Origin of the sequence: Aeromonas enteropelogenes, from assembly GCF_000819845.1 — a bacterium.
Lineage (GTDB): Bacteria > Pseudomonadota > Gammaproteobacteria > Enterobacterales > Aeromonadaceae > Aeromonas > Aeromonas enteropelogenes.
Genome location: NZ_CDCG01000011.1, coordinates 131,821 through 158,770 on the forward strand (window position 1 = coordinate 131,821; position 26,950 = coordinate 158,770).

Annotated in this window: 22 protein-coding genes and 1 tRNA gene; 13 read left to right on the forward strand and 10 right to left on the reverse strand. The window is 62.1% G+C overall.

Annotation, left to right across the window (positions count from 1 at the left end):
* Positions 1-8: 8 nt before the first annotated feature.
* Both BN1123_RS04055 and hinT read right to left on the reverse strand, forming a co-directional pair.
* Positions 9-1,451, reverse strand: coding sequence for a COG3014 family protein (locus BN1123_RS04055; RefSeq protein WP_197064449.1), 1,443 nt, complete (start codon positions 1,449-1,451; stop codon positions 9-11).
* Complete coding sequence (gene hinT, locus BN1123_RS04060; protein ID WP_026456433.1) at positions 1,451-1,801, reverse strand: purine nucleoside phosphoramidase; 351 nt, start codon at positions 1,799-1,801, stop codon at positions 1,451-1,453. The genes BN1123_RS04055 and hinT overlap by 1 nt, the downstream gene beginning before the upstream one ends.
* Positions 1,802-2,049: 248 nt before the next feature.
* Between hinT and BN1123_RS04065 the strand changes: the two genes are divergently transcribed.
* Together BN1123_RS04065 and BN1123_RS04070 are read left to right on the forward strand one after the other, a co-directional pair.
* The gene (locus BN1123_RS04065) at positions 2,050-4,062 is read left to right on the forward strand and encodes a methyl-accepting chemotaxis protein (protein ID WP_042025494.1); all 2,013 of its coding nucleotides are present in this window, start codon (positions 2,050-2,052) and stop codon (positions 4,060-4,062) included.
* Positions 4,063-4,209: 147 nt separating this feature from the next.
* The gene (locus BN1123_RS04070; protein ID WP_042025496.1) at positions 4,210-4,842 is read left to right on the forward strand and encodes a LysE family translocator; all 633 of its coding nucleotides are present in this window, start codon (positions 4,210-4,212) and stop codon (positions 4,840-4,842) included.
* 67 nt (positions 4,843-4,909) lie between these two features.
* On the opposite strand, the gene BN1123_RS04075 is transcribed toward BN1123_RS04070, so the two are convergent.
* Positions 4,910-5,785, reverse strand: coding sequence for a 6-carboxytetrahydropterin synthase (locus tag BN1123_RS04075; protein WP_042025497.1), 876 nt, complete (start codon positions 5,783-5,785; stop codon positions 4,910-4,912).
* Between the two features lie 79 nt (positions 5,786-5,864).
* Here BN1123_RS04075 and BN1123_RS04080 point away from each other — a divergent pair, with 79 nt between their 5' ends.
* The 4 genes from BN1123_RS04080 (at position 5,865) to BN1123_RS04095 (ending at position 9,578) form a co-directional block, all read left to right on the forward strand.
* The gene (locus BN1123_RS04080) at positions 5,865-7,208 is read left to right on the forward strand and encodes a dihydroorotase (RefSeq protein ID WP_042025498.1); all 1,344 of its coding nucleotides are present in this window, start codon (positions 5,865-5,867) and stop codon (positions 7,206-7,208) included.
* A gap of 206 nt (positions 7,209-7,414) precedes the next feature.
* A tRNA-Pro gene (locus BN1123_RS04085) sits at positions 7,415-7,491 on the forward strand.
* Positions 7,492-7,642: 151 nt separating this feature from the next.
* The gene (locus BN1123_RS04090) at positions 7,643-8,113 is read left to right on the forward strand and encodes a CC0125/CC1285 family lipoprotein (RefSeq protein WP_042025499.1); all 471 of its coding nucleotides are present in this window, start codon (positions 7,643-7,645) and stop codon (positions 8,111-8,113) included.
* A 205-nt stretch (positions 8,114-8,318) separates the two neighbouring features.
* Positions 8,319-9,578, forward strand: a complete 1,260-nt coding sequence (locus BN1123_RS04095; RefSeq protein WP_042025500.1) for a dicarboxylate/amino acid:cation symporter — start codon at positions 8,319-8,321, stop codon at positions 9,576-9,578.
* A gap of 91 nt (positions 9,579-9,669) precedes the next feature.
* Here the strand turns inward: BN1123_RS04095 and BN1123_RS04100 are convergent, their stop codons facing one another.
* Positions 9,670-10,125, reverse strand: coding sequence for a winged helix-turn-helix transcriptional regulator (locus tag BN1123_RS04100; RefSeq protein WP_082037457.1), 456 nt, complete (start codon positions 10,123-10,125; stop codon positions 9,670-9,672).
* A 143-nt stretch (positions 10,126-10,268) separates the two neighbouring features.
* Between BN1123_RS04100 and BN1123_RS04105 the strand changes: the two genes are divergently transcribed.
* On the forward strand, positions 10,269-10,823 hold the full coding sequence (locus BN1123_RS04105; protein ID WP_042025501.1) for a flavodoxin family protein: 555 nt from the start codon (positions 10,269-10,271) through the stop codon (positions 10,821-10,823).
* Positions 10,824-10,879: 56 nt separating this feature from the next.
* Here the strand turns inward: BN1123_RS04105 and BN1123_RS04110 are convergent, their stop codons facing one another.
* A complete protein-coding gene (locus BN1123_RS04110; RefSeq protein ID WP_042025502.1) occupies positions 10,880-11,482 on the reverse strand; it encodes a DUF924 family protein in 603 nt (200 codons plus the stop codon).
* Positions 11,483-11,594: 112 nt separating this feature from the next.
* Here BN1123_RS04110 and BN1123_RS04115 point away from each other — a divergent pair, with 112 nt between their 5' ends.
* Together BN1123_RS04115 and BN1123_RS04120 are read left to right on the forward strand one after the other, a co-directional pair.
* Entirely contained in the window at positions 11,595-12,509 is a 915-nt protein-coding gene (locus tag BN1123_RS04115) for a DUF808 domain-containing protein (RefSeq protein ID WP_042025503.1), read from the forward strand.
* 96 nt (positions 12,510-12,605) lie between these two features.
* Positions 12,606-14,414: a M3 family oligoendopeptidase gene (locus BN1123_RS04120; RefSeq protein ID WP_042025504.1), complete on the forward strand. Its 1,809-nt coding sequence runs from the start codon at positions 12,606-12,608 to the stop codon at positions 14,412-14,414.
* 57 nt (positions 14,415-14,471) lie between these two features.
* On the opposite strand, the gene BN1123_RS04125 is transcribed toward BN1123_RS04120, so the two are convergent.
* A complete protein-coding gene (locus BN1123_RS04125; protein WP_042025505.1) occupies positions 14,472-15,878 on the reverse strand; it encodes a nucleobase:cation symporter-2 family protein in 1,407 nt (468 codons plus the stop codon).
* Between the two features lie 484 nt (positions 15,879-16,362).
* Between BN1123_RS04125 and ycfP the strand changes: the two genes are divergently transcribed.
* The 3 genes from ycfP to BN1123_RS04140 all read left to right on the forward strand — a co-directional run bounded on the left by ycfP (position 16,363) and on the right by BN1123_RS04140 (position 18,981).
* On the forward strand, positions 16,363-16,902 hold the full coding sequence (gene ycfP / locus BN1123_RS04130; protein ID WP_026457291.1) for an alpha/beta hydrolase YcfP: 540 nt from the start codon (positions 16,363-16,365) through the stop codon (positions 16,900-16,902).
* A 74-nt stretch (positions 16,903-16,976) separates the two neighbouring features.
* The gene (locus tag BN1123_RS04135; protein ID WP_042025506.1) at positions 16,977-18,269 is read left to right on the forward strand and encodes an NAD(P)/FAD-dependent oxidoreductase; all 1,293 of its coding nucleotides are present in this window, start codon (positions 16,977-16,979) and stop codon (positions 18,267-18,269) included.
* 64 nt (positions 18,270-18,333) lie between these two features.
* Positions 18,334-18,981, forward strand: a complete 648-nt coding sequence (locus BN1123_RS04140) for a hypothetical protein (protein ID WP_052449240.1) — start codon at positions 18,334-18,336, stop codon at positions 18,979-18,981.
* A gap of 248 nt (positions 18,982-19,229) precedes the next feature.
* On the opposite strand, the gene BN1123_RS04145 is transcribed toward BN1123_RS04140, so the two are convergent.
* The 4 genes from BN1123_RS04145 to BN1123_RS04160 all read right to left on the reverse strand — a co-directional run bounded on the left by BN1123_RS04145 (position 19,230) and on the right by BN1123_RS04160 (position 25,069).
* On the reverse strand, positions 19,230-20,420 hold the full coding sequence (locus BN1123_RS04145) for an OmpP1/FadL family transporter (RefSeq protein WP_042025507.1): 1,191 nt from the start codon (positions 20,418-20,420) through the stop codon (positions 19,230-19,232).
* A 116-nt stretch (positions 20,421-20,536) separates the two neighbouring features.
* Entirely contained in the window at positions 20,537-21,178 is a 642-nt protein-coding gene (locus BN1123_RS04150) for an energy-coupling factor ABC transporter permease (protein WP_042025555.1), read from the reverse strand.
* Positions 21,179-21,269: 91 nt separating this feature from the next.
* Positions 21,270-22,067 carry a pyruvate formate lyase 1-activating protein gene (gene pflA / locus BN1123_RS04155; RefSeq protein WP_026458147.1) on the reverse strand — a complete coding sequence of 266 codons (798 nt, stop codon included), beginning with the start codon at positions 22,065-22,067 and terminating at the stop codon, positions 21,270-21,272.
* 65 nt (positions 22,068-22,132) lie between these two features.
* Positions 22,133-25,069, reverse strand: coding sequence for a sensor domain-containing phosphodiesterase (locus BN1123_RS04160; protein WP_042025509.1), 2,937 nt, complete (start codon positions 25,067-25,069; stop codon positions 22,133-22,135).
* 135 nt (positions 25,070-25,204) lie between these two features.
* Between BN1123_RS04160 and BN1123_RS04165 the strand changes: the two genes are divergently transcribed.
* Complete coding sequence (locus BN1123_RS04165) at positions 25,205-26,893, forward strand: FAD-dependent oxidoreductase (protein ID WP_042025556.1); 1,689 nt, start codon at positions 25,205-25,207, stop codon at positions 26,891-26,893.
* Positions 26,894-26,950: the final 57 nt, after the last annotated feature.

Here is a 26,950-nt window from a genome sequence, read left to right on the forward strand (position 1 = left end):
GAACCTGCTCACAGGGGCATCACCCGGGTGGTCAGTCCCGCGCCGAGGCGCTGCACCCATACCAGGGTGGTGCGTCCGCCGTGAATGGTGAGGGGCAGCTGGCGCGTGGCGCTGCCGGCCCCCAGGACAAGCTGTACCTCACCGGCGGGCAACATGCCCTGCCAGCTGGAGGCCTGGGCGGGCAGAGTGAGCCAGCTGCGGGTATCGGCCCGCTCCGAAAGGGTGTTGAAGATCCCCACCAGCAGGTTGCCCACATCGCCCCCCTCCTTGGCGGCGGTGCGCCGCAGCTGCTCCTTGGTTACCAGACGCAGGGCCTGGCGGGTCAGCATGCCAGGCAATCGTTCCTGCAGATCCTTGGCCGCCAGCGCTTCGAGCCGCACCAGCTCACTGGTCTGCTCGACCCGCTTGCCGATGGTGACGGTCAGCGGCCCGGTGTCGCTCGTCCGGTTGTCGTAATAGGGTACCGCCACGGTGAAGGTGCGAAAATCACCGCCGGAGGTGGAGATGGGCAGCGGCAGAAACAACTCGCGCCGCGCCGGGATCAGCCCATCTTCAAACAGCACCACCAGCTGGCCCTGTTTTTTGGCAATGGAGGGGGTTAACGGCGGGGCCTTGCGACCGATCTTCTTCTCGGTCTCGCGGATCTCGTCCGCGGCCCCCCGCAGGCGAGCGAGGCGCAGCAGGGCATCCTGCAGGCTGCGGTTGTCAGGCGCAATCTGGTAGCCGCGCTGATAGTCGACCCAGGCGTCGTTGAGATCCCCAGCCGCCTCGTAGAGCACCCCGGAGAAATAGAAGGTGTAGGCGTTCTGAAAGCCGTTTTTCACCCGGCCGATGAGTCGGTCGAGATCCGGTGCCCGCGATACCAGCTGGCGCATCTCTCCTTCAGTGGCGGTATCAGCCTCGGCCTCTTCGCTCTTTTGCTTTGCCTTGCGAACCTCGTCAGCCCGCCGTTTGAGGGCACGCTCCTGTACCTGATTGGCGCGGCGCACCTCCACCAGAGCCCCCTCGGCATCCCCCCGTTGCAGGTAACCGAGCGCCAGATAGTGGTGCAGCATGGTGCGCTCGTAATCGGGGGCGCGATAGGCCATCGACTGATCGTTGGTGAGCAGGCTGCCTACCTGAGCCAGACCGTGGCTCAGCCGGTACTCGGCCTGGTTGTCTTCCCAGACGAGCTGGCTGTCGGCGGCGGCAAAGGCCTGCTTGCTGCCGGCATCCTGGCCGGCCAGCCAGGCGATGCGCCCCTGCTCGAGCCTGTCCAGCACATAGGTGTCGTCTCCCACCGTGGAGTCGCGCACCTCGGGCAGGGCCTCGGCGGCGTGCCCCAGCAGCAGCTGGTTGCGCAGCGGTACCATCTGATCGGAGTAGGAGACGAACATGTCCTGCCAGTGGGAGGCACAGCCTCCCAGCAGGGAGCTGGCCAGCAACAGGCCAGCCAGTTGAAGGCGAGGTATCACAGGCTGAGCAGGGGTCCCAGCGGCTGGCCACCGACCAGATGCATGTGGATGTGATAGACCTCCTGCCCACCGTGGCGGTTGCAGTTCATGATGAGGCGGTAGCCATCCTCGGCGATCCCGGCCTCGCTGGCCAGCTTGCGGGCCACGGTGAACATCCGGCCCAGCGCCAGTTCGTGTTCGGCTTCCACATCGTTGACGGTGGGGATCAGCACGTTGGGGATGATCAGGATATGGGTCTTGGCCTTGGGCTGGATGTCGCGAAACGCGGTCACCAGTTCGTCCTGATAGAGGATGTCAGCGGGGATCTCTTTGCGAATGATTTTGCTGAAAATGGTTTCTTGCGCCATTGCTAACTCCCTTATATGAAAAAGAAAATTGAAATTGAGCCCTGATTGACCCCTGGATGGGGCAGCGTCGCACGCCAAGTGTGACACAAGCCGACATTTGACACAGCTGATGTCCCATTCCCTTCAGTTATTGTTAAAAATACCGATAGCCAGAGGGACGTCATGGCACTACCCGGGCGGGTGGCTGCAGGGTATCAAAGGGACGGGGTACTCAGGCAAGGGACTTTTGCATATACAGCGGGACAATAATGAAACAAACCATGTCAGATCTCTCCATCTTGCAGCGAGTCTATCTTGGATTCGCCATTCTGGTGGCCGTGATGGTGGCCAGCTCACTGCTTACTTTTCGCAGCCAGGGGGCCCTTGGGGATGCCTTGGATCAGGTGACCCAGCAGTCGATGCCGCTGGTGATCGCCAGCTCCCAGACCCAGATCAGCTTGCTCAGTGCCAACAAGTGGCTCACCGACGTGCTGACCGAGCAGGATAGCAAGCTGATCCCGGCCGAAGTGACCGAGTTGCAGCAGGCCAAGGCCCAGGTCGACAAGACCCTGGCCACCCTCAAGCAGCAGGCGGCCAGCCATCCCGAGTTGCAGGAACAGATGGCCGCGCTGGAGCAGCTGGCCGGCGACTATCTGAAACTGACCGACACCCTGCCCGCCGAGCATGAGGCGCTGCTGGCCCGGTTGCACAAGGTCAATCTGGCCAAGGGGCAATTTCAGGTCAGTCTGCCCCAGTTCAAGAAGAACCTGGGGGACATGATGGTCAGCATCGATGACAGCTTCATCAAGATGCTCTCCGAGACCCTGACCACCAAGCTCTCCGCCATCGAGCTCTCCACCATGGATGCCCTCAACCAGAGCATCCCGGCCCCCATCGAGGGGGCGCTCAAGCGCAACAAGATGCAGATCGAGGGGTTCAACAGCACCATCAAGGATCTGCAAAATGAGTTGGCGAATTTCGACAATGACATGGGCCACTATGTCCACGGTTTCGTGCGCGACACCACCGGCAGCGATGGGGTGCTCGCCCAGTACCTGACCCTGATGCGCGAGCAGGAGCGGATGCGCAGCCAGAGCAGGCAGGCCAGCGCCCTCATCGTCGAGATCCAGGGCAAGCTGGAGCAGATCACCGCCCAGAGCCAGCAACTGATGAACCGCAGCATCCTGGCCTCCGAGCAGGTGCAGCGTCAGAGCTCCCTCACCCAGGGGGCCAGCATAGGGGTCGCCATCCTGATCGCCATCCTGGTGGCCTACACCCTGGGCAAGGCCATTCGCCGTCCCCTCAAGGAGTTGCTGCGGGTGCTCAATGAGGTGACCGGGGGCGACATGACCCAGCGCATCGGCTTTCGCAGCAACAACGAATTCGGCCAGCTCGGCAAGCAGGTCAACCTGCTGATCGAACAGATGGGGGAGGTGCTGACCCAGCTCTCCCAGGCCTCGGCCCAGCTCAATGACGCCGCTCACGGCAACCGTCACACCACAGAGTCAGTGCGGGCGGATCTGGAAAAACAGCGCCAGGAGACCGCCTCGGTCGCCGCCGCCATGACCCAGATGGAGGCCTCGGTGCGGGAGGTGGCCCAGGCTGCCAACCAGACCCTGGAGCGGGTGATGGACGTGGAGAAAGCCTCCGAAACCGGTCGCAAGGTGATGGCTGGCAACATCACCACCACCCATCAGCTGGCGGGCAAGTTGCAGCAGACCGGCAAGGTGATCGGCGATGTGAACGCCATGAGCGGCCAGATTGGCAACATCCTCGACGTCATCCGCGGCATTGCCGAGCAGACCAACCTGCTGGCCCTCAACGCCGCTATCGAGGCGGCCCGGGCCGGCGAGCAGGGGCGCGGTTTTGCGGTGGTGGCCGACGAGGTGCGCAGCCTGGCCGGGCGCACCGCCCAGTCCACCAGCGAGATCCAGACCATGATCGAGAACCTGCAGCAGGGGGTCGCCAAGGCGGTGGCCGTGATGCAGGAGTGCTCCCGCGAGATGGACAGCTGCATGGATCAGAGTTCCCACGCCAACAACGCGATGGAGGAGGTGCAGGGCATTGTGGTGCTGATCAGCGACATGTCGAGCCAAATAGCCTCCGCCGCCGAGCAGCAGCAGGCCACCAGTGCCGATATCGCCACCAACCTCAACCGCATCTCGGATATCTCGGATCTCAACTATCAGGGCATAGAGCGGGTCGCCGAGACCAGCCAGCAGCTCGATGCGCTGGCCGAGCAACAGGAGGAGCTGGTCAAGCGCTTCCGGCTCAGTGCCTGAATCTGGATGTTTTACATGGGGGCCTGCGGGCCCCTTTTTTATCCGGCAGTGCCAAAGGCCGATCCCGGTCACGGAAAGCCGGGTCACCGTGCGCCAGCATAGCCGGATCTGCCGCCTTTAGAGCCACTTGAACGTCAGGACGTAACCATGATCTCCCTAAGCCAGTTGCTGCTGTTTGCCGGTGCCTCCCTCCTGATGGCCCTGACGCCCGGCCCCAACATGCTCTACCTGCTGTCACGCTCCCTCTGTCAGGGGCGCGTGGCGGCCATCATGTCCTGGGGCGGCGTGGTGCTGGGATTTACCGTGCACATGCTGTGCGCCGCCATCGGCCTCACGGCGCTCTTCATGGCGATCCCCATGGGTTACGAGCTGCTCAAGGTGGCCGGTGCCCTCTATCTGCTCTGGATCGCCTGGCAGGGGATCAAGCCTGGCTCCCGCTCCCCGTTCGAACCGGCGCCGCTGGTGGCGCACTCCCCGGGGCGACTGTTTCTGATGGGGCTGCTGACCAGCGTGCTCAACCCCAAGGTCGCGATCTTCTATCTGTCGGTGTTGCCCCAGTTCATCTCGCCGGATGCGGGCACGGTACTGGGCCAGAGCCTGCAGCTCGGCACAGTGCAAATTCTTATCAGCGCGGCCGTCAACCTCTCGGTGGCCTTGTCCGCCGCCCGTCTTAGCGGCTGGTTTGCCCGCCATCGCCTCTGGCTGGCGGTGCAGCGCTATTTGATGGCCACAGTACTGGGGCTGCTGGCGGTTCGCCTGCTGGCTCAGGGGCGTAGCTAGGCTGACGGGCAGAAACAGCAAGGCTCCCCGCAGGGAGCCTTTTTTATCAGGTTGAGTAGCGCCGGGATCAGGCGTAGGCGATGGCGCCCTTGCCAACCCCTTCATAGGCGACAATCTTCACGAACTTGTCACCCACCGCTTTTTTCACTTCCCGGGCGATGTAGTGGGCCAGCAGCTCGACCGTGGTGTCGGTGTCGATCATCTCCACCTCGGCGGACGGGATGGCCAGTTGGAACAGCCCCTGGGGCGCCACATATTTGAAACCGGCGTGGTGATCCCCCAGCAACACGTTGGCGCGAGCGCTCAGGGTCAGCTCGGTGAGGGCGACCCTGTCCTCTTCGGTGCCCAGATAAATATCGGCCCAGCGCTCGGCCCAGTTCTGCTCGAGCTCTTCATCCCGCTCGCCATCCACGTGGATCTCGATGGGGGAGCGGTGGCCGTGGGCGATGCGCTGACAGTTACCGTCGTGTTTCTTCAGGCCATGGCTGTAGTGGTAGAAGGCCCCCTCGATCTGCTCCTGGCGCAGGGTCAGGGAGAGATCCTTGATGTTGCCGGGCAGCCGCTTGGCCAGCACCGCCAGCAGGTAGCGGGTGACGGACTCCTTGTCCACCTGGGGCGCCGGGATGAAGGCAAAGCCCTGGGTAGGGCAGCGCAGGTGGATGGAGCGCCCCTGGCGCAGCAGGTCGACGGTACTCTCGTCCCCCTCCAGATGTTCGACATGGATCAGGGCGCATTCGGTCGGCACCAGCAGCTTGTGATCCACCTCTTCGTCGATGATCGACTTGATGAGCTTTTTCACCCGGCCAAAGTCCAGCAGCATGCTCATTTCGTTGAGCTCGCCACTCATCTCGATATCCACCAGCCAGCTTTCCCCTACCATGCCGCGGCGTTCGCACAGGTAGCTGGAGTCGATCACGGTCAAATCTCTTACAAATAACTTCATCAGTCAGGCCTTGCTATAGCGAAAGGGCAGTTTGCGATATTATGACCCGCGATTATCGGCAAAGGAACTGGAACCCCCCATGAACAAACTGCTTATCAAGAATGCCACCCTGGTCAACGAAGGCCGCATCTATGCATCCGACGTGTTGATCGAGGGGGAAAGGATTGCCCGCATCGCCCCGCAGATCGAGGCTCCCGACGCGCTGGTCATCGATGCCGCGGGCCGTCACCTCATCCCGGGAATGATCGATGATCAGGTCCACTTCCGGGAGCCGGGGCTGACCCACAAGGGGACCATCGCCAGCGAATCCCGGGCAGCCGTCGCCGGTGGCACCACCAGTTTCATGGAAATGCCCAACGTCAATCCCCAGACCACCACCCTCGAAGCCCTCGAAGCCAAATACCAGATAGCCGCCAACGCCTCCGTTGCCAACTACAGCTTCTACCTCGGCGCCACCAATGACAACCTGAGCGAAATCAAGCGCCTCGATCCCAGGCAGTCCTGCGGGGTCAAGGTGTTTATGGGTTCCTCCACCGGCAACATGCTGGTGGACAACCAGGAGACCCTGGCGGCGATTTTCCGCGAGAGTCCGGTGATGATCGTCACCCACTGCGAAGACACCCCGACCATCGCCCAGGCCGAAGAGGCGGCGCGGGCCAAGTGGGGCGAAAATGTGCCGATGGGTGAGCATGGTCGCATTCGCAGCGACGAGGCGTGCTACAAGTCCTCCAGCATGGCGGTGGCGCTGGCGAAAAAATATGGCGCCAAACTGCACGTGCTGCACCTCACCACCGCCAAGGAGCTGTCGCTCTTTACCGCCAGCCACGACCTGAGCGAGCTGAAAGACAAGAACATCACCGCCGAGGTGTGTGTTCACCACCTCTTCTTCAACGACGCCGATTACGAGACCCTGGGCAGCCAGATCAAGTGCAACCCGGCGGTGAAGAGCGCCGCGGATCAGCGGGCCCTGCTCGATGCGGTGCGCAACGACGTGCTGGACATCATCGCCACCGACCATGCTCCCCACACCTGGGAAGAGAAGCAGAACAGCTACTTCAAGGCGCCGTCCGGTATTCCCCTGGTGCAGCACTCCCTGCTGGCGCTGCTGGAGCTCTACCACAACGGTGTCTTCACCCTGGAAACCATCGTCAAGAAGACTTCCCACGCAGTGGCCGAGCGCTTCCAGGTGCAGGATCGCGGCTATATCCGCGAGGGTTACTTCGCCGATCTGGTGCTGCTGGATCTGGGCAAGCCCTACGTGGTCAACGATGACAACATCCTCTACCACTGCGGCTGGTCACCGTTCAACGGCTATCGCTTCCACAGCACGGTGGAGATGACCTTGGTGAATGGCCAAATAGCTTGGCAAAACGGCCAGGTCAGCGATCAGGTGCTGGGCAAGCGGCTGACCTTCAACCGCTGAGCTGGTTGATGAGGGGACGCGAGCAAGGCAATGGTAGGATCTATTGGCCTTTGAGCCCTGCAAGCGGGCAGATAATGGGCTGATGGCGGCGCTTTGAGCGCAGATTGCTCGCAAAGCAGGCGAACGCATCGTTGTGGCGGTTTCTTTGTTGACAGGGGGGGAGCATCTCCATAAACTCAGCCCCCGTCAGCTCAGACTGACTTCGTCGGCGTGTAGCGCAGCCAGGTAGCGCACTGTCATGGGGTGTCAGGGGTCGGAGGTTCAAATCCTCTCACGCCGACCATCATTCCCCGAATAAAGGCCTTGTCTTGTGACAAGGCCTTTTTCTTTTTCCGGTATTCCCCTTGCTGGCCTCGCGCTCGGTGATTGTCTCGCTCGCCGGCCTGTGCTCTAGTAACGGCGTCTTTCCATCAGCCTTGTGCCGGAGGCCTCTCTTGTCTGCATCCATCCTCGCCCCTGTCCGGTGGCTGTTGCTGGCGACGCTGCTGCTCGGCGGCTGCGCCACCTCCTATCACAGTGAAAAATCCTTCTGGAACGGACAGACCGGTTTTTCCCAGACCCGGCTTGGCCCCACCACCTGGCAGTTGGAGTTTGTCGGCAACGATCTGGTGGACAGGGAGACGGCTCGCAAGTACGTGCTCAAGCGGGCAGGGGAGATGGCGCTGGCCGAAGGCTATCGGTGGTTGCGGGTGGATGAGCTGACGATCAGCCGGGACGCCATCCGGGTGACCCCCTCGCGCCCCGTCTTCGGCTTCGACGAGGATGAGCCGGATCCCTTTCTCGATGAGATGCATGTCCAGCACACCACCTCGGCCCTGCTGGTGTTTACCCTCGACAATGAGGCGACGGGCAAAAACAGTCTATCGGCTAAATATCTCGCAAACATAGAAATAAACAGCGATTAATATGATGGTTCGGCAAGATGTAGATAATATACACCTGGCAGTAGCATAAAATTCCGGAGCCAGACTCTGGATTTACCCCTCGCTTTTAGGCATGCTCCCAGCATACCGACTATCCGGAGTCAACGGGTCGGATCACAAAAACGGACTTTAGTGGCACCCACTGCCACTGATGAAGGCTTGTATCACTCTCTATCGAGAAACCCCCATGAAAATGAATAAGCTGACGGTCGCCATCCTCATTTCGATGATGTTTGGCATCCTCACCGGTCAGGGTTATCGTCTGTTTGCCGCCGATCAGGCGGCGGATTTCGCCAGCAACATCACGATTCTTACCGATATCTTCCTGCGACTGATCAAGATGATCATCGCCCCCCTGGTCTTCAGCACCCTGGTGGTCGGCATCGCCAAGATGGGCGATACCCGCACCGTGGGCCGCATCGGTGCCAAGACCCTGGGCTGGTTCATGCTGGCCTCCCTGATGTCCCTGAGCCTGGGGCTGGTGATGGTGACTCTGTTGCAACCGGGCGTCGGCCTCTCCCTCTCCCTGCCCGATGACACCGCCAGCTCCGGCATTGCGGTGGGCGCCATCACCCTGAAAGACTTTGTCACCCACGCCATTCCCAAGAGCGTGGTGGAAGCCATGGCCACCAACGAGATCCTGCAGATCGTGGTGTTCTCCCTCTTCTTCGGGCTGGCCGCTGCCGCCCTCGGGGATCTGGCCAAGCCGGTGGTCGTGCTGATGGCCAGCGCGGCGGAGATCATGCTGAAGGTCACCGGCTACGTGATGAACTTCGCGCCGTTTGCCGTGTTCGGTGCCATCTCCGCCATGGTGGCCAAGGAGGGGCTCGGCATCCTGCTGACCTACGGCAGCTTCATGGCCCAGTTCTATCTGGCCCTGGGCTGTCTCTGGTTGCTGCTGGTCGCCATGGGCAGCCTGTTCCTGCGCGAGCGGGTGCTCAAGCTGCTGGCCATGATCCGCGAACCCATCCTGCTGGCATTTTCCACCGCGAGCTCCGAGGCGGCCTATCCCAAGACTCTGGATCGGCTGGAAAAATTCGGATGTGACAAGCGCATCGCCAGCTTCGTGCTGCCCATGGGTTACTCCTTCAACCTGGATGGCTCCATGATGTACTGCACCTTCGCGGTGATGTTCATCGCCCAGGCCTATGGCATCGAGCTCTCCATGGCCCAGCAGATCACCATGCTGCTGCTGCTGATGGTCACCTCCAAGGGGATGGCCGGGGTGCCGCGCGCCTCCCTGGTGGTGATTGCCGCCACCCTGAACCAGTTCCATATTCCCGAAGCCGGCGTCTTGCTGCTGCTGGGGATCGACCACTTCCTCGACATGGGGCGCTCTGCCACCAACGTGTTGGGCAACGCCATCGCCGCGAGCGTGGTAGCCAAGACCGAGGACAGTCTGGGCGAGACAGTGGTGCAAGGGGAAAGCGAACCCGTCAAGGTGTGAGTCTGCTCCAGGCAGATCGCTGGCGTTGGCCCCTGGCCCAATAAAAAATCCCCGTCATGACGGGGATTTTTTATTGGCGCCTGGCCGACCGTCAGTCGCCGTTCTTGTTATTCCCGGGATTGGCGGGTTTGTTGAGCGGGGAGAGGAAGCGCAGGGGCGGCCGGGCGCGCTCCTCTTCCTCGGCTGCCTGGGTTTCGTCGAAACGCAGCTGGGCCGCCAGCAGGGTTTCGACATGCTGCTGGGCCCACTGGGAGACCTGCTCTATGGTGTCGGCGTAAGAGCGACCGAGCTCGGTGAGGCGGTACTCGACTCGCACCGGCATCGAGGGGTAAACCTCCCGCGCCACCAGGCCGTCTCGCTCGAGCAGCTTGAGCTTTTGCGACAGCACCTTCTGGGAGATGCCATCAACCTCCCGCTTGATCTCGTTGAAGCGCAGGGTCGGTTGCTGGCGCAGCAGGCCGATGATGAGCAGTACCCAGCGCTCGGCCAGCCGGTCGAAGAAGAGGCGGGCAGGGCAGTGGCGGGAGTAGACGTTGTAATCGGACATGGTTTCCTCCGGGTAACCAGGGCACCTTGGCGCCACTCATTGGCGACCAGGTTTCTTAAAGATACCATCTTCCTTGATGACGGCTCCATCCCGGGGCCGCCTTTTTCTGCAGCATGCAGTTCGCACTCGCAAGGAGAGAGCAGATGGCCAAGACAGTCGTGGTCTATTTTTCCGGTTATGGGCACACCCGCCGTGTGGCCGAAGAGGTGGCGCTGGGCGCCGGCGCCGAGTCAGTCGTCATCGATGAGCAGGGGGAGATCTCTGCTGAAGCGTTCGCCGCGCTGGACGCTGCCGATGCCATCATCTTCGGCGCCCCAACCTACATGGGCGGCGTGCCCTGGCAGTTCAAGAAGTTCGCCGACGCCAGTTCCAAGGCCTGGTTTACCCACGCCTGGCAGGACAAGGTATTTGGTGGCTTTACCGTCAGCGCCAGCCTCAACGGTGACAAGCAGGTGACCCTCATCTACCTGCAGACCCTGGCCTCCCAGCATGGCGGTATCTGGGTCAGTCTGGGGCAGTTGCCCTCCAACACTCAGGCGGCCACCCGGGCCGATCTCAACAGCCTGGGAGGTTCGGTGGGGTTGCTGGCTCAGGGCCCGTCGGACGCTGGAGCCGACGCGATCCCGAGCGGGGATCTGGAGAGCGCCCGGCTCTACGGCGCCCGGGTGGCGTCGGTGGCGGCGCGCCTGCGCGGCTAGAGCATCGGAACATGACAACGCCAGGGGATTCCCTGGCGTTTTTTATGAAGTGAGGGTTAGAAACCGGAACCGGGTTGTTGCAGGAAGGCGGCTTCGTCTTCGCTATCGGGGCGGCCCAGGATGGCATTGCGGTGAGGGAAGCGGCCGAAGCGCTCGATGATCAGCTGATGGCGGCGGGCAAAGTCGGCAAAGCCGGCGAAGGTGGTGAGGGCGGACCCTGCCGCCTGCTCCGTTGCCAGGGCATCGAACAGTGCCACGCTGCGGGCCTGCAGCTCACGGGATTCCGCATGCTCGAGCGGCAGATAGAAAAAGACCCGGGCCAGCGGCGAGAGGGCCCGATCCGCCCCCTGTGCCAATCCCTGCAAACAGAACTCTCGGGCCTTGGCATCCTGGGCGAAGGCAGCCGGAGTGCCGCGATGGATATTGCGCGGCAACTGGTCGAGCAGCAGGATCAGCGCCAGCCGCCCGGCGGGAACTTCGGCCCAGTCGCCGAGTCGGCCGTTGGCTGCGGCCTCAGCCAGTTCGCCGAAGCGGCTGGCCAGCATGCTATCCGTCGCCGTGTCTTTGCCCCACCAGAGCGGGGCTTGCCGTTTGGCCCGGGCCGCATCGTCGGCATCATCGCCAAACCAGAGATCGAGCAGGGGCTGCCAGGGTTGCATAAAGACTCCTTGTATCAGGGGGATAAGGCTCAAAAGGGGCGACGTGCTTGCTGCCGACGGCGCCGCTTATCGTTACACTGTGACATCTTTTGCCCGAAATGAGGAATTCCTGATGGCCGGAACCAGTTTGTTGGCCCTGCTCGATGATATTGCCAGCGTGCTCGATGATGTTGCCCTGATGACCAAGGTGGCAGCCAAGAAGACCGCCGGGGTGCTGGGGGACGATCTCGCCCTCAATGCCGAGCAGGTCTCCGGGGTGCGGGCCGAGCGGGAGCTGCCGGTGGTGTGGGCGGTGGCCAAGGGATCGCTTCGCAACAAGCTTATCCTGGTGCCTGCCGCCATCGCCATCAGTGCCCTGGTGCCCTGGCTTATCACCCCCTTGTTGATGCTGGGGGGCGCCTATCTCTGTTTCGAGGGGGCCGAGAAGCTGGTCCACAAGTTTCTGCCCCACGAAGAGGCACATGCCACGCAGGACGAGCCCATCCCCGATGATCTGGCCGCCTTCGAGCAGCAGAAGGTGAAGGGGGCCATTCGCACCGACTTCATTCTGTCGGCCGAGATCATCGTCATCGCCCTCGGCACCGTACAGGGGGCGAGTCTGGCCCTGCAGCTCTCGGTGGTGGCGGGGATCGCCCTGTTGATGACGGTGGGGGTCTACGGCCTGGTGGGGCTTATCGTCAAGCTCGACGACATCGGTCTGCATCTGCTGCAAAAGCCCGATGGCAGCGCCCTGCGCCGTAGCGTGGGGCAGGGGCTGCTGGTAACGGCCCCCCGCCTGATGCACCTGCTGGCGCTGGTCGGTACCATCGCCATGTTTATGGTGGGGGGCGGCATCCTGATGCACGGCCTGCCCTTTGCCCATCATCTGACCGAAGGCACGGCCGCGGCCGTCGCCACCCTGCCTGCCTTGGGCGCCGTGCTCTCTGCCCTGATCCCGACCCTGCTCAATGCCCTTGCCGGCGTGGTGGTGGGCCTGGTGCTGGTGGTGGTGATGACCCAGGTGGGCAAGCTCAAGCCGGCCAAATAAGGACGCTGTTGTTGCGCGTCACGTTTCACGGGCGGCCCCTGCGCCGCCCTCTTGTTTCGCGGGCCTGGCCCGCCAGATTTTGATGGCATCTTCTTTATGCAGCAAACACCTTACCCCCAGCAGTGGGACAACCGACACATCTATCCCGCCCTCGACTGCCCCGAGCTTGAGGCGGACATGGCGCAGGCCCGCACCAGCCTTGACCAGCTGACCACCTTTATCGGCACCCTGGAGCAGGTGAAAGGGCAGCCCGATGCCCAGCAGGATTTCTTGCGGGAGGTGCGCCTGCGCGCCCGGCGCATCCGCAATATCGGCTGGAACGTCGCCATTCTGGCGGCCTGTCGGGGCAGCCAGGATGCCCGGGATGTGCTCGCCAAGCAGCTGGCCTCCCGCGCCCGCGCCCTCAACGCCGACTTGTTCAAGACCCTGGCACCAGTGGAAGACCTGATGCTGGCGCTGCCGGAGGCGCAGTTTACCCTGCTGATGCAGGATCCCCTGCTCGGGGAGGAGGCGTACCGGTTGCGCCACGAGCGCCTTTTGCAGGATCAGCGCCTGCCGGTGGCGGCGGAGCAGCTGGTGATCGGCTTGGGCACCGACGGCTTGCACGCCTGGGGCAACCTCTACAACGATCTGGTGGGCAAGATCCGGCTGGTGATCGACGGCCGCGAGATGGGGCTGGCCGAGGCGAGCAACCTGCTCTCGAGCCCGGTGCGAGCCCTGCGCCGGGAGGCCTTCGATGCCATCAGCGCTGGTTGGAAAGGGGAGGAGGAGACGGTGGCCGCCATCCTCAACGCCCTCAATGGCTGGCGCCTGGAGCTCTCGCGCCAGCGTGGCAATGCGCGCCGGCTCGATGCGCTGGATCTCTCCTGTCACCAGAGCCATATCGAGCGCGCCACCCTGGATACGCTTATGGCGCAGACCTATCTCGCCCGCGGGCTGGGGCAGCGGGCGCTGGGGCTGATGGCCCGTCGTCTTGGCATTGAGGATATGGGGGCCGAGGATCTGTTCGCCCCACCGCCGGCCGCCAGCAGCCGCGAGATCCCGTTCGAGGAGGCGATCGCCATCATCGCCGAGGCGTTCGCCCGCTTCGACCCCGAGATGGGAGACTTTGCCCGTATGATGGCGGAGAAGGGGTGGATTGATGCCGCCCCAACCCCAAACCGGCGCACCGGGGCCTACTGCACCAAGTTTGCCGATCCGGTGGAGCCGCGGGTTTTCGTCACCTACGCCGGCACCATGGACAACGTCATCACCCTCGCCCACGAGCTCGGCCACGCCTGGCACAACTGGCTCATCCGCGATCTGCCCATGAGCCAGCGCGGCTACCCCATGACGCTCGCCGAAACTGCCTCCATCTTCGCCGAGACCCTGGTGCGTCGCGCTCTGCTTGAGCAGGCACAGAGCCCGGAGGAGCAGCTGGCTATCGCCTGGGCCGAGGCCGATGGTGCCGCCACCTTCCTGGTCAATATCCCGGCCCGCTTTGACTTCGAGCGCGCCCTGGTGGCCGCGCGCGAGCAGGGTTATGTGCCGGCCGGGCAGCTCAAGGCGATGACAGACGAGGCCTGGGGCCGCTGGTATGAGGGGAGCCTGTGCCGCTATCACCCCATGTTCTGGGCGGCCAAGGCGCACTTCTCCATCGCGGGCCTGGGTTTTTACAATTACCCCTATCTGTTTGGCTATCTGTTCAGCCTCGGGGTTTATCAGCAGCTGATGAGCCGCCAGGGGGCGGGAGAAACGAATGTGGCCGAGGCGTACCGCGCCCTGCTGCGGGACACCGGCCGCATGAGTGCCGAAGAGCTGGTGGCCAAGCACCTGGGGCAGGATATTCGCGAGCCCGCCTTCTGGCAGGGGAGCCTGGCCCTGGTGGCGGCGGCGGTGGATCGCTTCGAGCAGCTGGCGGTGTAACCGCCAGGCATAAGAGGTAAAAAGCCCCGGACAGCATGGCTGTCCGGGGCTTTTTTGTCAGGAGTGCTCTTGTCGGGGCTTGATGGGCCCCACCAGCAGGGGGCGGGTCTGGTGGCTGGTATCGGGCTGATAGCCGTTGAAGAAGAGGTTGAGCAGCACAGAGCTGATGGTGGCCAAGAGGATGCCGCTATGAAACAGCGGCTGCAGGACGGCGGGGAAGTGCTGGAAGAAGTGGCCCGAGACGGTGGGGATCATGCCGACCCCTAAACTGATGGCGACGATGTAGAGGTTGTGGCGGTTGCTGTTGTAGTCGGCCCGCGCCAGGATGCGGATGCCGGTGGCCAGCACCATGCCGAACATGACGATGCCGGCACCCCCCAGCACGAAGGGGGGAATGGAGGCGACCAGCACCGACATCTTGGGAATGAGGCCGAAGGCGAGCAGGATCCCCCCCGACATGACGCAGACCCAGCGGCTCGATACCCCGGTCACGCTCACCAGCCCGATGTTCTGGGAAAACGAGGTGTGGGGGAAGCTGTTGAAGATGCCGCCTATGATGGTGCCTATGCCATCCACCCTCAACCCGCGCACTATGTCGCCGCGACTGGCCGAGTGACCGACGATGTCGCCGAGAGCCAGAAACATCCCCATCGACTCGATGAAGGTAATGAGCATGATCACCGTCAGGGTAGCGATAGAGATGGGGTCGAAGGTGGGCCAGCCGAAGGCGAACGGCACTATGGGGGCAAACCAGGCCGCGTCATTGAGACCGTCCAGGCTCACCTCGCCCATGGCGATGGCCACCCCGAAGCCAAACAGGATGCCGAGCAGTACCGAGATGTTGCTGAAAAATCCCTTGGTGAAGCGGGTCACCAGCAAGATGAAGGCGAGCACCAGAAAGCTGGTGCCGATGTAGCGCAGGCTGCCGTACTCGGGATTGCCCTTGCCCCCGGCCATCCAGTCGATCCCCACCTGCATGATGCTGATCCCGATGGAGGTGATGACCACCCCGGTCACAACGGTGGGAAAAAGCGGCATCAGACGGCCGATGAGGGGCACCAATAAGGTTGAAAGGATCCCCGCGGCTATGGTGGCGCCGAAGATGCCGGTCAGCCCCAGATCCGGGTTGGCGCCGATGGCCAGCATGGGCATCACGGCGGCAAAGGTGACCGACATGATGACCGGCAGGCGGATCCCGGCAAAACGCCCGATGCCGAGGCACTGGAGCAGGGTGACGATGCCGCAGCAGAAGAGATCCGAACTGATGAGATAGGAGATCTGCTCCTTGGGCAGCCCCAGACTACCACCGATGACCAGCGGCACCGCCACGGCGCCGGCATACATCACCAGCACGTGTTGCAGGCCCAGGGTGAAGAGCTGACCCGGCGGTAGCATGCGCTCTACCTCATCGACCGGGCGCTGGCGTTGCCCCGCTTGGGGGGAGGGGGGATTGGTCTCGTTCATGAACACATCACTCCTTGCAACCCGGGCGACAGGCACGGGCAAGATAGTGAAAGCCGAAGCTTCCGGTCATTGCGATCGTCTCTGGACAGGGCCCTTTTTCATCGACACAGGGGATGAGGGGGCCGCGCAGTCGTGGCCAGAGGGAGTGCACAAAGCGTGCTCGCTTGGTTATCAAGAGGCGCAGGGCAGGGGGAAAGAGGGCCGTTTTGCGGAGCGGGTCACATCCTGGCGACCAGGATGCCGGGTTGGCGCTGTTTCCAGGTCGGGCGGCGATCTCAGATTGGTAGCCGGGTTATCATTATTCGGCCGCGCCCTCTCAGTTTGATAGAGAATGTGTGCCAGCCGCGCCATCACTGGGGTCGTGACCCCTGCCAGCGGGGGCATCTGGCGTGATCCAAAGCAAGAAAGCAGGATGTTTTGGTGGCGCATGAGGCTAGCGCGGGGTAGTTTCGATAGAACTGACACAGATCTTGAGGTCTTATCCATGATCATCTATCTGCATGGCTTTGATGCCACCAGCCCCGGCAATCATGAGAAAGTGCTGCAGTTGCAGTTTATTGATGATGATGTGCGTTTCGTCCACTACAGCACGGTTCACCCCCGTCACGACATGAGCCATCTGCTCAAGGAAGTGAAGAAGCAGCTCGACATGAGCTCGGACCCAAAGCCCCTCATCTGCGGGGTAGGGCTCGGTGGCTACTGGAGCGAGCGTATCGGCTTTTTGTGCGGCATTCGTCAGGTGATCTTCAACCCCAATCTGCACCCGGAAGAGAACATGCAGGGCAAGATCGACCGGCCGGAGGAGTACGAGGACATAGGCACTAAATGTGTAACTGAATTTCGTAAGAAAAATTCAGGAAACTGCCTGTGCATCCTTTCCGTTGCGGATGAAGTGCGAGATAATCGGGACACTGAGCGTGAATTGAAGAACTATTACGACATCGTATGGGATGAGCGCGAGACCCATAAATTCAAGAACATCTCGCACCATCTGCAACGGATGAAGGCTTTCAAAGAAGCCTGATCCGGTACGTCGACCGATTTCGTTTTAGGGAGCCGAAGGCTCCCTTTCGTTTTGAGGAACCGAGGAAAACCATCATGATGAATATTGTCGTTGTAGGCGGCGGCGCTGGGGGCCTGGAGCTGGCCACCAGTCTGGGCCGCAAGCTGGGCAAGAAGAACAAGGCCAGGATCACCCTGGTGGATCGCAACCGTACCCACCTGTGGAAACCCCTGCTGCACGAAGTGGCCACCGGCTCCATGGACGCGGGCATCGATGCCCTGAGCTACCAGTCCCACGCCAAGAACCACGGTTTCGACTTCCAGCTTGGCACCCTGACCGATATCAAGCGTGAAGAAAAGCGCATCGTACTGGCGCCCATCCACGACGAAAATGGCGAAGTGGTAGTCCATGAGCGCGAGCTGCCCTACGACTACCTGGTGATGGCCATCGGCTCCGTCTCCAACGATTTCAATACCAAGGGCATCAAGGATCACTGTATCTTCCTGGACAGCCCCTCCCAGGCGCACCGTTTCCACAACAGCATGATGAACCGCTTCCTGCAGTTCGCCACCGAATACCAGCCGGGCGACAAGGTGAAGATCGCCATCGTGGGTGGCGGCGCTACTGGCGTCGAGCTCTCTGCCGAGCTCTACAACGCGGTGGAGCAGCTCTACGCCTACGGCTTCAAGAACCTCACCACCGACAGCCTCAAGGTCACTCTGGTGGAAGCGGGCCCCCGCATCCTGCCGGCCCTGCCGGAGCGCATCAGTGGTGCCGCCCATCAGGAGCTGGTCAAGCTGGGCGTGGACGTGCGCACCGCCACCATGATCACCGAGGCGACCAGCGATGGTCTGCACACCAAGGATGGCGAGCTCATTGAAGCAGACCTCATGGTGTGGGCGGCCGGCATCAAGGCGCCGGATTTCATGAAGGATATCGCTGGTCTTGAGACCAACCGCATCAACCAGCTGGTGGTGAAAGAGACCCTGCAGACCACCCGTGACGAGAATATCTTTGTCATCGGTGACTGCGCCGCCTGTCCGCAGCCGGATGGCAAGTTCGTGCCGCCGCGCGCCCAGTCTGCCCACCAGATGGCGACCCAGGCGTTCAAGAACATCCTGGCCAAGATGAATGGCGGCGAGCTCAAGCCCTACCTCTACCACGACCACGGCTCTCTGGTGTCGCTGAGCCGCTTCTCCACCGTGGGCAGCCTGATGGGCAACCTGATGCGTGGCTCCATGATGGTGGAGGGCTACATCGCCCGTCTGGTTTACATCTCCCTCTACCGGATGCACCAGATTGCCCTGCACGGCTACATCAAAACCGGTCTCATCATGCTGGTGGGCCGCATCAACCGGGTACTGCGCCCGACCCTGAAGCTGCACTGACAGCGACCAGGACCCGGCGTCTGCCGGGTCCTACCCATCTTGTAACCATCGACGAGGCACGATCATGAATACGACCTCTTGCCAAAACATCCCTTTTCTCGGCCTGACCGGCCCCCTGAGCATCCTGCTGCGCGCCGCCTGCGACGTGTTGTTTCTCCTGGTTCTGACCCTGGTGCCGGCCGTGACGGTTGTGCTCGATCTGCACTGGTTGCACAACGGGGTCGGGGAGGACTCCATCACCGAGCTGCTGCAGGAGGGAGTGCTCTTCTCCATCGTCATCGGCCTGTACTGGAAAGGGCGGTCCATACCGGCGGTACGCGCCTTTCTCTGGTTGCTCGCCGGTTTCTTTGGTTGCCTGCTGATCCGCGAACTTGACGTCTACTTCGACAGGGTGTGGCACGGCTTCTGGCTATATCCGGCCCTGCTGTTGGCCAGCCTGACCCTGGTGCATACCTGGCGTCACGGGCGTGACACCCTACTAAGCGGTGGTGTTCAGTTTGTCCGGCACAGAAGCGCGCTGTTCACGCTCTTTGGGCTGCTGCTGGTCGCCGTCTTCAGCCGCGTGTTTGGCAGCGGCTCCCTCATCTGGAACGATCTGCTGGGCATGGACAGTGGCTTCGATTTCAAAACCGCGCTGCAGGAGGGGATCGAGCTGCTGGGATATAACTATGTCGCCTACGGGATCCTCACCCAGGGTGGTTACATGCGCTGAGGCGCACTCCCTGCCAATCTGCGGTCAGCCTTATCTTCTGGCCGCATGCTTCTCTACTCCTTTCTTGACGCCCGGTTTGGTCGATAACGCCGGGCAATGCCTCTTCGACCGCACCGCTCTGCCATCTTGTTCATGTTGATTGGAACGATGAGCCGGGCTTGTGGCGGGGCCAGCGAAAGAAGCCGGCCCCGGCGTACATGGCGGGTGACAAGAGAAAGGGGCTTCTTGCCCCTCGATCGTGCCTCTTGTCAGAACTGCTTGCTGTAGTTGACTGCGAAGAAATAGAAGCTGGGGTTGTCGTAGCTGCCTGATAGGTAGTCCGCCTGGACGTTGGCGCTCTCCTGATCGATGTACTCCATGGCGGCCCCTATGCTCTCCCTGGGATTGAGGGCATATCTGGCCCCGAACCCGATCCGGACGGCGGCGCCGCTCGGAATGGTCAGGGAGGTCTTGTCCTGATCCTTGTAAACGCTGCTGTCATAGGCCAGCCCGCCATTAAGCACCCACTGGGGTGTCAGGGTGTGCTGCAGCCCCACGGCCACGTGATAGGTATCCTGGAAGAGCCCCTTGTTCCCCTTGCTGACGCCGACGATGCTCACGTCGTTGCCGTTGTAGCGGCTCCAGTCCTGCCAGCCCAGATTGCCCATCAGGGCCCAGTCGGGAGCGAGTTCGTGGTAGCCGCTCAGCATCAGCTGCTGCGGGCTGTTGACCATGCCGGAGATGGGCAGCTGGGCCGAGATCCCGGGCATGTTGGGCCTTTGCAGGGTGATCTGGGTCTGGACGTCAAAGTGATACTTGATTTCGCTGCTGTAGCCGAGGCCAAAGCGGGTCGCCGGGGTGAGCTCATAGAGCACGCCAACCTTGCCATTGATGGCCCAGTCGCTGTCGTCGAGCTTGCTCTCGCCGTGGTCTGTCTCGCGCTTGAGGGCGAACAGTCCGTAGTTGAGACCCACTGCCGCTCCGAGGGACCAGTGCTCGTCGATCCGGTAGGCGACGGAGGGTTGCATCGTCAGCGCCATCAGTGTGGCCTCCTTCACCAGCTGTTGCCCGGCCCAACCGCCAAAGTCGAGCCCCAGGCCGAAGTTACCGTAGGTGGCGAAGCCCAGGGTCCAGCGGTCGTCGATCTGCTGGCTGTAGTAGAGGGAGGCAGAGGGAAACCAGCCCACCACGGTATCGACATCTTGCTGGGAAGCGTCCGCCAGATCGTAGGGCACGTCCCCGTAGAGCGCCTGGCCACCCATGGTGAGATGGCGCCCCTGCAGGCGGCTGAGGCCAGCCGGATTCATGAACTGCACCGTGGCATCCTGTGCCCGCGCGGCCATGCCTGCCGAGGCGAGGCCGACATCATCCGTGCCCGTTTCATAGAGGTAGAGGCCGCCAGCCTGGCTGGTGGCGGTGAACAGCAGACACAGGGACCACAGCGAGTCGAGTCGTTTCATACAAGTTCCTTTTTCATGCAACGTTGAGCCGGGTAGTGAGCACGGGTGATCCGGACAGGCATCGATGGCGCTGTCTCCATTTATATAGGGTTCTGTTTGGGCTGGCGAGAGTAGACTCAGCGCCCCAGATAGGTACGGTCGAAAAAGGTGTTGACCCAGTGGGGGCGATAGATGGCCAGCACCGTCATCGCCATGCCGTTGAGCAGGGCCTCCGGAAACAGCAGGAGTGGCCAGATGGAAAGATAGTCGGCACTGATGGTATGCCAGGGATAGGTGCCGCTCACTCCCATCAACAAAGCGCTGGCTACCACCTTGACCGAGATGGTGACGGCGCCGCCGAGAAAGGCCGCGACGAAGAGATAGACGAACAGATGGCGGGGCAGCCAGGCCCAGCTCGCCAGAAACAGCAGCCAGCTGGTGGCCACCGGCAAGCCGATGCCGATGAGGGCCTGCCAGCCAAAATCCGCCAGGTTGGTGACGCCGAAATAACCGAGCACCAGCAGGGTCAGACAAGGTGCGAGCAGGGCCAACCGCCAGCCCAGCAGCAGGGTGAGGGTGGTGAGGCCGAGAAAGTGGACCTCCAGCCCCTCGTGCAGGCCGGCGCGCAAATACCAGAGCGGGATCAGGGCGATGGCGCTGCCCAGCAGCAGATGCTGGTAAAGGGGATTGTCATGGAGGGTTTGCCACAGAGGGCGGCGCAGGCTGAACACCAATAGCAACAGCCAGATCAGCAGGGCGGCGAGTTGTCCTTCACTCATGGGGGCGTCCATTGCCTGGAGAAGTTGCCGGGCAGCGCACTCCCTGCCGCCCGGGCCTGAAGCAGGCTGATGATCCAGCCTGCCGTTGGCATCAATATTTCACGTTGGGGTGATACTTGCCGATGATGGCCTTGACCCTGTCCATGGTCTCCTTGCTGGGGGGCTTGATACCGCTCAGCTCGTAAGGATCTCCCAGCACGTCCCACTTGTGTTTGCCGAGTTCGTGGTAGGGCAGCAGCTCCACCTTCTCGACGCTCTCGCCCAGCTCGGCAATGAACTTGCCCAGCTCATCGGCGCTCTCGTCGTCGTCGCTCCAGGTGGGGACGACGACGTAGCGGATCCACATGGTCTTGCCCCTGGCGGCCAGGTGACGGGCAAACTCCAGGGTGTATTTATTGCTGACGTGGGTCAGGGGAATGTGTTTCTCGTCATTGATCTGCTTGATATCGAGCAGCACCAGATCGGTCTGGTCGAGCAGGGCATCGACCTGGTCGTCGAGATGGCGGACGAAGCCGTTGGTGTCGAGGCAGGTGTGAATGCCCTTCTCCTTGCAGGCGGTGAAGAGCTCGGTGATGAAGGCCGGTTGCAGCATGGCCTCGCCGCCCGATGCGGTCACACCGCCGCCGGAGGCATTCATGAAGTGGCGGTAGCTGGTGATGTCCTGCATCAACTCCGGCACTGTCACCTCACGGCCACCCTGGGTATCCCAGGTGTCCCGGTTGTGGCAGTACTTGCAGCGCATCAGGCACCCTTGCATGAATACGATAAAGCGGATTCCCGGACCATCGACAGTGCCGCAGGTTTCAACGGAATGGATCCGGCCAATGACCCCCTGGGGCTTGGCTTGTTCGCTGATTTCGACGGCAGGGATCCGGTTAGTGACAGACATAGGCAACTCCAACGATTCGCGCAGGCCGTTATTTTATTACATAAATCCTTATTGTTCCTACACCTTTAGTCTGCCGGATGGCCGCCGAGCAGTTGTTCGAGTGCCCTGACGGGGAGCGGACGACAAGTGAGGAAGCCCTGGTAGTGCTGGCAACCAAGCTCCTTGAGAATGGCCAGCTGGGCCTCATCCTCGACCCCTTCCGCCGTCACGGTGAAACGGAACACCTGGGCCAGATCCAGGATCGCCTTGACGATGGCCTTGTCCTGCTCGCTGTGCACCAGGGTCTGGATGAAGCTTCTGTCGAGCTTCACCTCGTCGGCGGGCAGGTCGCGCAGATAGGCCAGGGACGAGTAGCCGGTGCCAAAGTCGTCGATGGAGAGCAGGATACCGAGCTCCTTCAACTGGTGCATCCGGGCAATGCTCTCGCGGCGGTTTTCCAGCACCACGGATTCGGTCACCTCCAGCAACAGGCGGGAGGGGGGGACGCCGGTATCGCGCAGTATGTACTCCACCTGCTGCACGAAGCCCTGGGTGTGGAACTGGCGGGCGCTGACGTTGACCGAGAGGTGAGGGATCTGGAGCCCCTGGTTGAGCCAGAAGCTGTATTGGGCGCAGGCGGTTTTCATCACCCAGTAGCCGATCTCCAGGATGAGGCTGGTCTCCTCGGCGATGGGGATGAACTCCCCCGGCGGCACCATGGTGCCATCGCTGCGCTGCCAGCGCAGCAGGGCCTCGATGCCGGAGAGGCTGCCGTTGTCGACCCGGTACTGGGGCTGGTAGTGCAGCAGCAGCTCATGGTGGCGCAGGGCATCGCGCAGCTGGTTGGTCAGGGTCAGGCGGTTTTTCTCCTGCTGGGCCATCGCCTCGCTGAAGAAAACGTAGCTGCCCTGGCCGGTACGCTTGGCCATGTGGGTGGCGGTATCGGCCTGCTGCATCAGGGTCAGGTGATCCATGCCGTTGCTGGTAAAGAGGCTGATCCCCACAGAGGCGCTGCAGTGCAGCTTGTGATCGCCGATGTCGAACGGGGTACGAAACAGCCCCATCAACTCGCGGGCGAAGTGTTCCGCCAGGATCTTGGCGGTGACCTCTCCTTGCCCCAGCTGGGTAAACAGCAGGGCGAATTCGTCTCCGGAGATGCGGGCCTGGATCAGGTTGTCCTGGGGCAACTCCCGAAAACGGCGCACCACCGCCTGCAGTAGCTGATCGCCGCAGGCGTGGCCGAGGGAGTCGTTGATCGACTTGAAGTTATCGAGATCCACCAGCAAGAGGGCACCCCACTGGCCGCTGGATTCACCCAGGGTGCGCTGCAGCGCATCGTTGAGACTGCGGCGATTGTAGAGACCACTCAGATCGTCGTAGTAGGCGAGCTGCTCGATATGTCTGGCAGCCTCCTTCTCCTGGGTGATGTCGTAGAAGCTGCAGATGAAGTGGCTGATCTCCCCCTGTCCATCCTTGACGCCGCTCACCATCAGGCGCACCGGAAAGAGGTGGCCATCCTTGTGCAGGCACTGCTCTTCGCCGAGCCAAAACTCCTGTTCGGTGACCGCACGCCGCACCACCTCTTTGAGATCGTCCCCATAGTAGGTGGGGCGCAGCTGGCGAATGGAGTGACCAATCACCTCCACCTCGCTAAAGCCGGTGATCCGGCTGAAGGAGAGATTGACCTTGAGCACGATGCCATGGTGATCCATCACCACCAGGCCGTCATGGGTATTGAAGGCCACTTCGGCCAGGCGCAGCGCATCGTCGGCGGCGAGTCGGCGCAGCTCGATGGCGGCCCGCTCGTGCTGGCTGCTCAGCTGATCGAGCAGGGGCTCGGGATCGACCAGCGGCGCATCGAGCAGCAGGGAGAGGTGACCCATGATGGTGCCGTCGGCCCCGTGCAGGGGGATGCCGACATAGGCGTTGGCATTGGTGGCCAGCAGCTTGGTGGCATTGGGATAGCGCAGGGGAAGATCTTCCACATAAAGGGCCTGACCGTGCTCAAAGAGCTCCCTGCCCGGCCCCGGATCCATCTGGATGGGCTTGAGGGTGGAGAAGGTTTGCTCATGAAAGACGCAGCGGGGGATGATCCAGAGCTCCTGGCCGCGGGGCTGGTACTCACCGATGAGGCCGATACGGGCCCCGCTGATGGTCATGGCCCACTGCACCAGGGTCTTGCAATAGTCGATGCCGGTCAGCCGGTGCAGCTCGGCGGGCAAGGTTGGCTCGTCGTCATGGGATTCGTCTCCTGGCTGCCAGTGGCCAAGCAGCTGGGCGCTGTGGCGCACCAGTTGCAGCATCTCGTCGCTGATGGGGGTCGGCTCCAGGTATTCGAGGCTGAGGACACCAAACAGCTTGTCCTGCTCAAGCAGGGCGCAATCGAGGCGTGAGCGGACGCCGGCGCTGGTCAGATAGAGGTGCTGGCTCAGCATCGGCTGGTGGGCTGCTTCGGAAAAACTCAAGGATTTGCGGGTGCGCAGGGCGCGAATGTAGCGACTGTCACCCCGGATCGGATAGAGGCTCTCTACCCCCAGGGTAAACACCGGGCTGAGCTGTTCACCCCCCAGCTCGCCATTGGCCTGGTAGTGCCAGAGAATGAGTCGATCGGCCCCCAATGTCTCTTTCAGCGTCTCCAGCAGCGGCGCATACTGTTGCTGGCTTGCCATCTGGCTCAGCCGCGGCAGTTGCAGGGCAAGATCGGCCACCGGAAGCTGGCGCTGATGCTGCAGGCAGATCAGCCAGAAGTCATTTTGTTCATGGGCGATGGCGATGTGCCACTGCTGCTCGGCAAAGCGCAGGGAGATCTTGCCCCCCTGGCCATTGGCCAGCAGCTGTTCGATGGGGTGGCGCAGGGCGTCGGGAAGCTGGGCTGGCCAGGGGGCTCTGGGCTCATCGAGCCAATAGAGCGGTGTCTGCATCACGTCGGTCAGTGCGACCAGCCGTTGGCTGTGCATATCCAGACGAAAAAAGAGCGGCGTCTGGCGGGGAGAAGAGATCTGACTGAGTGCGGTAGACGACATGAACAAACAACATCCTGTTAAGCAACCGTCGGGCTTGCAAGAATACTGCAAAATCGAGGGAAACAAAATTTCATTGAACTCTAAATTAGAAAAAGCTAATTTATTGGCCATTAACGTCCATGAGGAGTCATGCTGATGAAAAGGATCCTGATTATTGGTGGTGTAGCGGGGGGCGCATCGGCGGCCGCCAGGGCCCGTCGCCTGAGCGAGGATGCGGAGATCGTGATGTTCGAGCGAGGCGAATTCGTCAGCTTCGCCAACTGCGGTCTGCCCTATCACATCGGGGGGGATATCCCTCATCGGGATGCCCTGTTGCTGCAGACTCCCCAGAGTTTCAAGCGCCGTTTCAACGTAGATGTGCGTGTCTTCCACGACGTTATCGAGATAGACAAGGCCGGCAAGACCCTGCTGGTGCGCAATCTGCAAACCGGTGAAGAGCAGCGCGAACCCTATGACGTGCTGCTGCTAAGCCCGGGGGCTGCCCCCATTCGTCCGCCTTTCCCGGGCATCGACAGCCCCCACGTCCACACCCTGCGCAATATTCCGGACATGGATCGTATCCTGGCCGCCCTTGAGCACGATCAGCCACGCCACGTCACCGTGGTGGGGGGCGGTTTCATCGGCCTGGAGATGATGGAAGCCTTGCACCAGCGCAAGCTGGAGGTCACCCTGCTGGAGCTCTCCGATCAGGTGATGGCGCCGGTCGATAAAGAGATGGCCAATATGCTCCACGCCCGCATTCGCGAGGAGGGGATCGATCTGCGTCTGCGCACCGGCCTCTCCGCCATCGAGAGCCTGGATGTACTGGCGGAAAAAACCGCCGCCGTGGCCACCGAACAACGGGGTGGATTGCGCCTGACCCTGAGCGATGGCACCCATCTCGATACCGGTCTGCTGATCCTGGCCATCGGCGTCAAACCCGAGACCCTGCTCGCCGCCAAGGCGGGGCTGGAGCTGGGCCCGCGCGGCGGCATCAAGGTGGATGCCGGCATGCGCACCTCGGATCCCTTCATCTACGCGGTGGGGGATGCGGTGGAGGAGACCGACTTCGTGACCGGTGAGTCCGTGCTGATCCCGCTGGCAGGCCCTGCCAACCGTCAGGGCCGGATTGCCGCCGACAACATGCTGGGGCGCAGCGAGACCTACAAGAAGACCCAGGGGACCGCCATCTGCAAGCTGTTCGATCTGGCGGTGGCGAGCACAGGTCTCAACGAGAAGCGGCTGGTGCAGCTGGGTCTGCCGTTCGAGAAGGCCTATGTCCATCCGGGCAGTCACGCCGGCTACTACCCGGGAGCCCATCCGGTCAGCCTCAAGCTGCTGTTTGCCCCGGATGGCAAGATCTACGGCGCCCAGGCTATCGGCAAGGATGGCGTCGACAAACGCATCGATGTGCTGGCGGTCGCCCAGCGTGCCGGGCTCACCGTGTTCGACCTGCAGGATCTGGAGCTCACCTATGCGCCGCCGTTTGGCTCGGCCAAGGATGTGATCAACATGGCGGGGTTCGTGGCGAGCAACCATCTGAAAGGGGATACCACCCTCTGCCACGTGGCCGAGGTGCAGGCCCGTCAGCCACACCAGCTGGTGTTGGATGTGCGCAATACCCCCGAGCTCGACAAGCTGGGCCGCATCCCGGGGGCGATGCATATCCCCCTCGACGAGTTGCGCGGCCGCCTCGCGGAGCTGCCCAAGGACAAGGAACTGCTGATCAGTTGTCAGGTGGGGCTGCGCGGCCATGTGGCCTGCCGCCTGCTGAGCCAGCACGGCTTCAAGGTGAAGAACCTTTCCGGCGGCTTCAAGACCTGGCAGATGGCCACCGCCGACTGATTACTTTCTGTGCCTGTTTGCCCCTCTCCCTTGTGCGCGCAAGATGAGGGGCTTTTT

Excerpts from the sequence above, each read along its gene's own strand:
- hinT (WP_026456433.1), bottom strand. The coding sequence starts at position 1,801 with ATGGCGCAAGAAACCATTTTCAGCAAAATCATTCGCAAAGAGATCCCC.
- BN1123_RS04065 (WP_042025494.1), top strand. The coding sequence starts at position 2,050 with ATGAAACAAACCATGTCAGATCTCTCCATCTTGCAGCGAGTCTATCTT.
- BN1123_RS04070 (WP_042025496.1), top strand. The coding sequence starts at position 4,210 with ATGATCTCCCTAAGCCAGTTGCTGCTGTTTGCCGGTGCCTCCCTCCTG.
- BN1123_RS04075 (WP_042025497.1), bottom strand. The coding sequence starts at position 5,785 with ATGAAGTTATTTGTAAGAGATTTGACCGTGATCGACTCCAGCTACCTG.
- BN1123_RS04080 (WP_042025498.1), top strand. The coding sequence starts at position 5,865 with ATGAACAAACTGCTTATCAAGAATGCCACCCTGGTCAACGAAGGCCGC.
- BN1123_RS04095 (WP_042025500.1), top strand. The coding sequence starts at position 8,319 with ATGAAAATGAATAAGCTGACGGTCGCCATCCTCATTTCGATGATGTTT.
- BN1123_RS04100 (WP_082037457.1), bottom strand. The coding sequence starts at position 10,125 with ATGTCCGATTACAACGTCTACTCCCGCCACTGCCCTGCCCGCCTCTTC.
- BN1123_RS04105 (WP_042025501.1), top strand. The coding sequence starts at position 10,269 with ATGGCCAAGACAGTCGTGGTCTATTTTTCCGGTTATGGGCACACCCGC.
- BN1123_RS04110 (WP_042025502.1), bottom strand. The coding sequence starts at position 11,482 with ATGCAACCCTGGCAGCCCCTGCTCGATCTCTGGTTTGGCGATGATGCC.
- BN1123_RS04115 (WP_042025503.1), top strand. The coding sequence starts at position 11,595 with ATGGCCGGAACCAGTTTGTTGGCCCTGCTCGATGATATTGCCAGCGTG.
- BN1123_RS04120 (WP_042025504.1), top strand. The coding sequence starts at position 12,606 with ATGCAGCAAACACCTTACCCCCAGCAGTGGGACAACCGACACATCTAT.
- BN1123_RS04125 (WP_042025505.1), bottom strand. The coding sequence starts at position 15,878 with ATGAACGAGACCAATCCCCCCTCCCCCCAAGCGGGGCAACGCCAGCGC.
- ycfP (WP_026457291.1), top strand. The coding sequence starts at position 16,363 with ATGATCATCTATCTGCATGGCTTTGATGCCACCAGCCCCGGCAATCAT.
- BN1123_RS04135 (WP_042025506.1), top strand. The coding sequence starts at position 16,977 with ATGATGAATATTGTCGTTGTAGGCGGCGGCGCTGGGGGCCTGGAGCTG.
- BN1123_RS04140 (WP_052449240.1), top strand. The coding sequence starts at position 18,334 with ATGAATACGACCTCTTGCCAAAACATCCCTTTTCTCGGCCTGACCGGC.
- BN1123_RS04145 (WP_042025507.1), bottom strand. The coding sequence starts at position 20,420 with ATGAAACGACTCGACTCGCTGTGGTCCCTGTGTCTGCTGTTCACCGCC.
- BN1123_RS04150 (WP_042025555.1), bottom strand. The coding sequence starts at position 21,178 with ATGAGTGAAGGACAACTCGCCGCCCTGCTGATCTGGCTGTTGCTATTG.
- pflA (WP_026458147.1), bottom strand. The coding sequence starts at position 22,067 with ATGTCTGTCACTAACCGGATCCCTGCCGTCGAAATCAGCGAACAAGCC.
- BN1123_RS04160 (WP_042025509.1), bottom strand. The coding sequence starts at position 25,069 with ATGTCGTCTACCGCACTCAGTCAGATCTCTTCTCCCCGCCAGACGCCG.
- BN1123_RS04165 (WP_042025556.1), top strand. The coding sequence starts at position 25,205 with ATGAAAAGGATCCTGATTATTGGTGGTGTAGCGGGGGGCGCATCGGCG.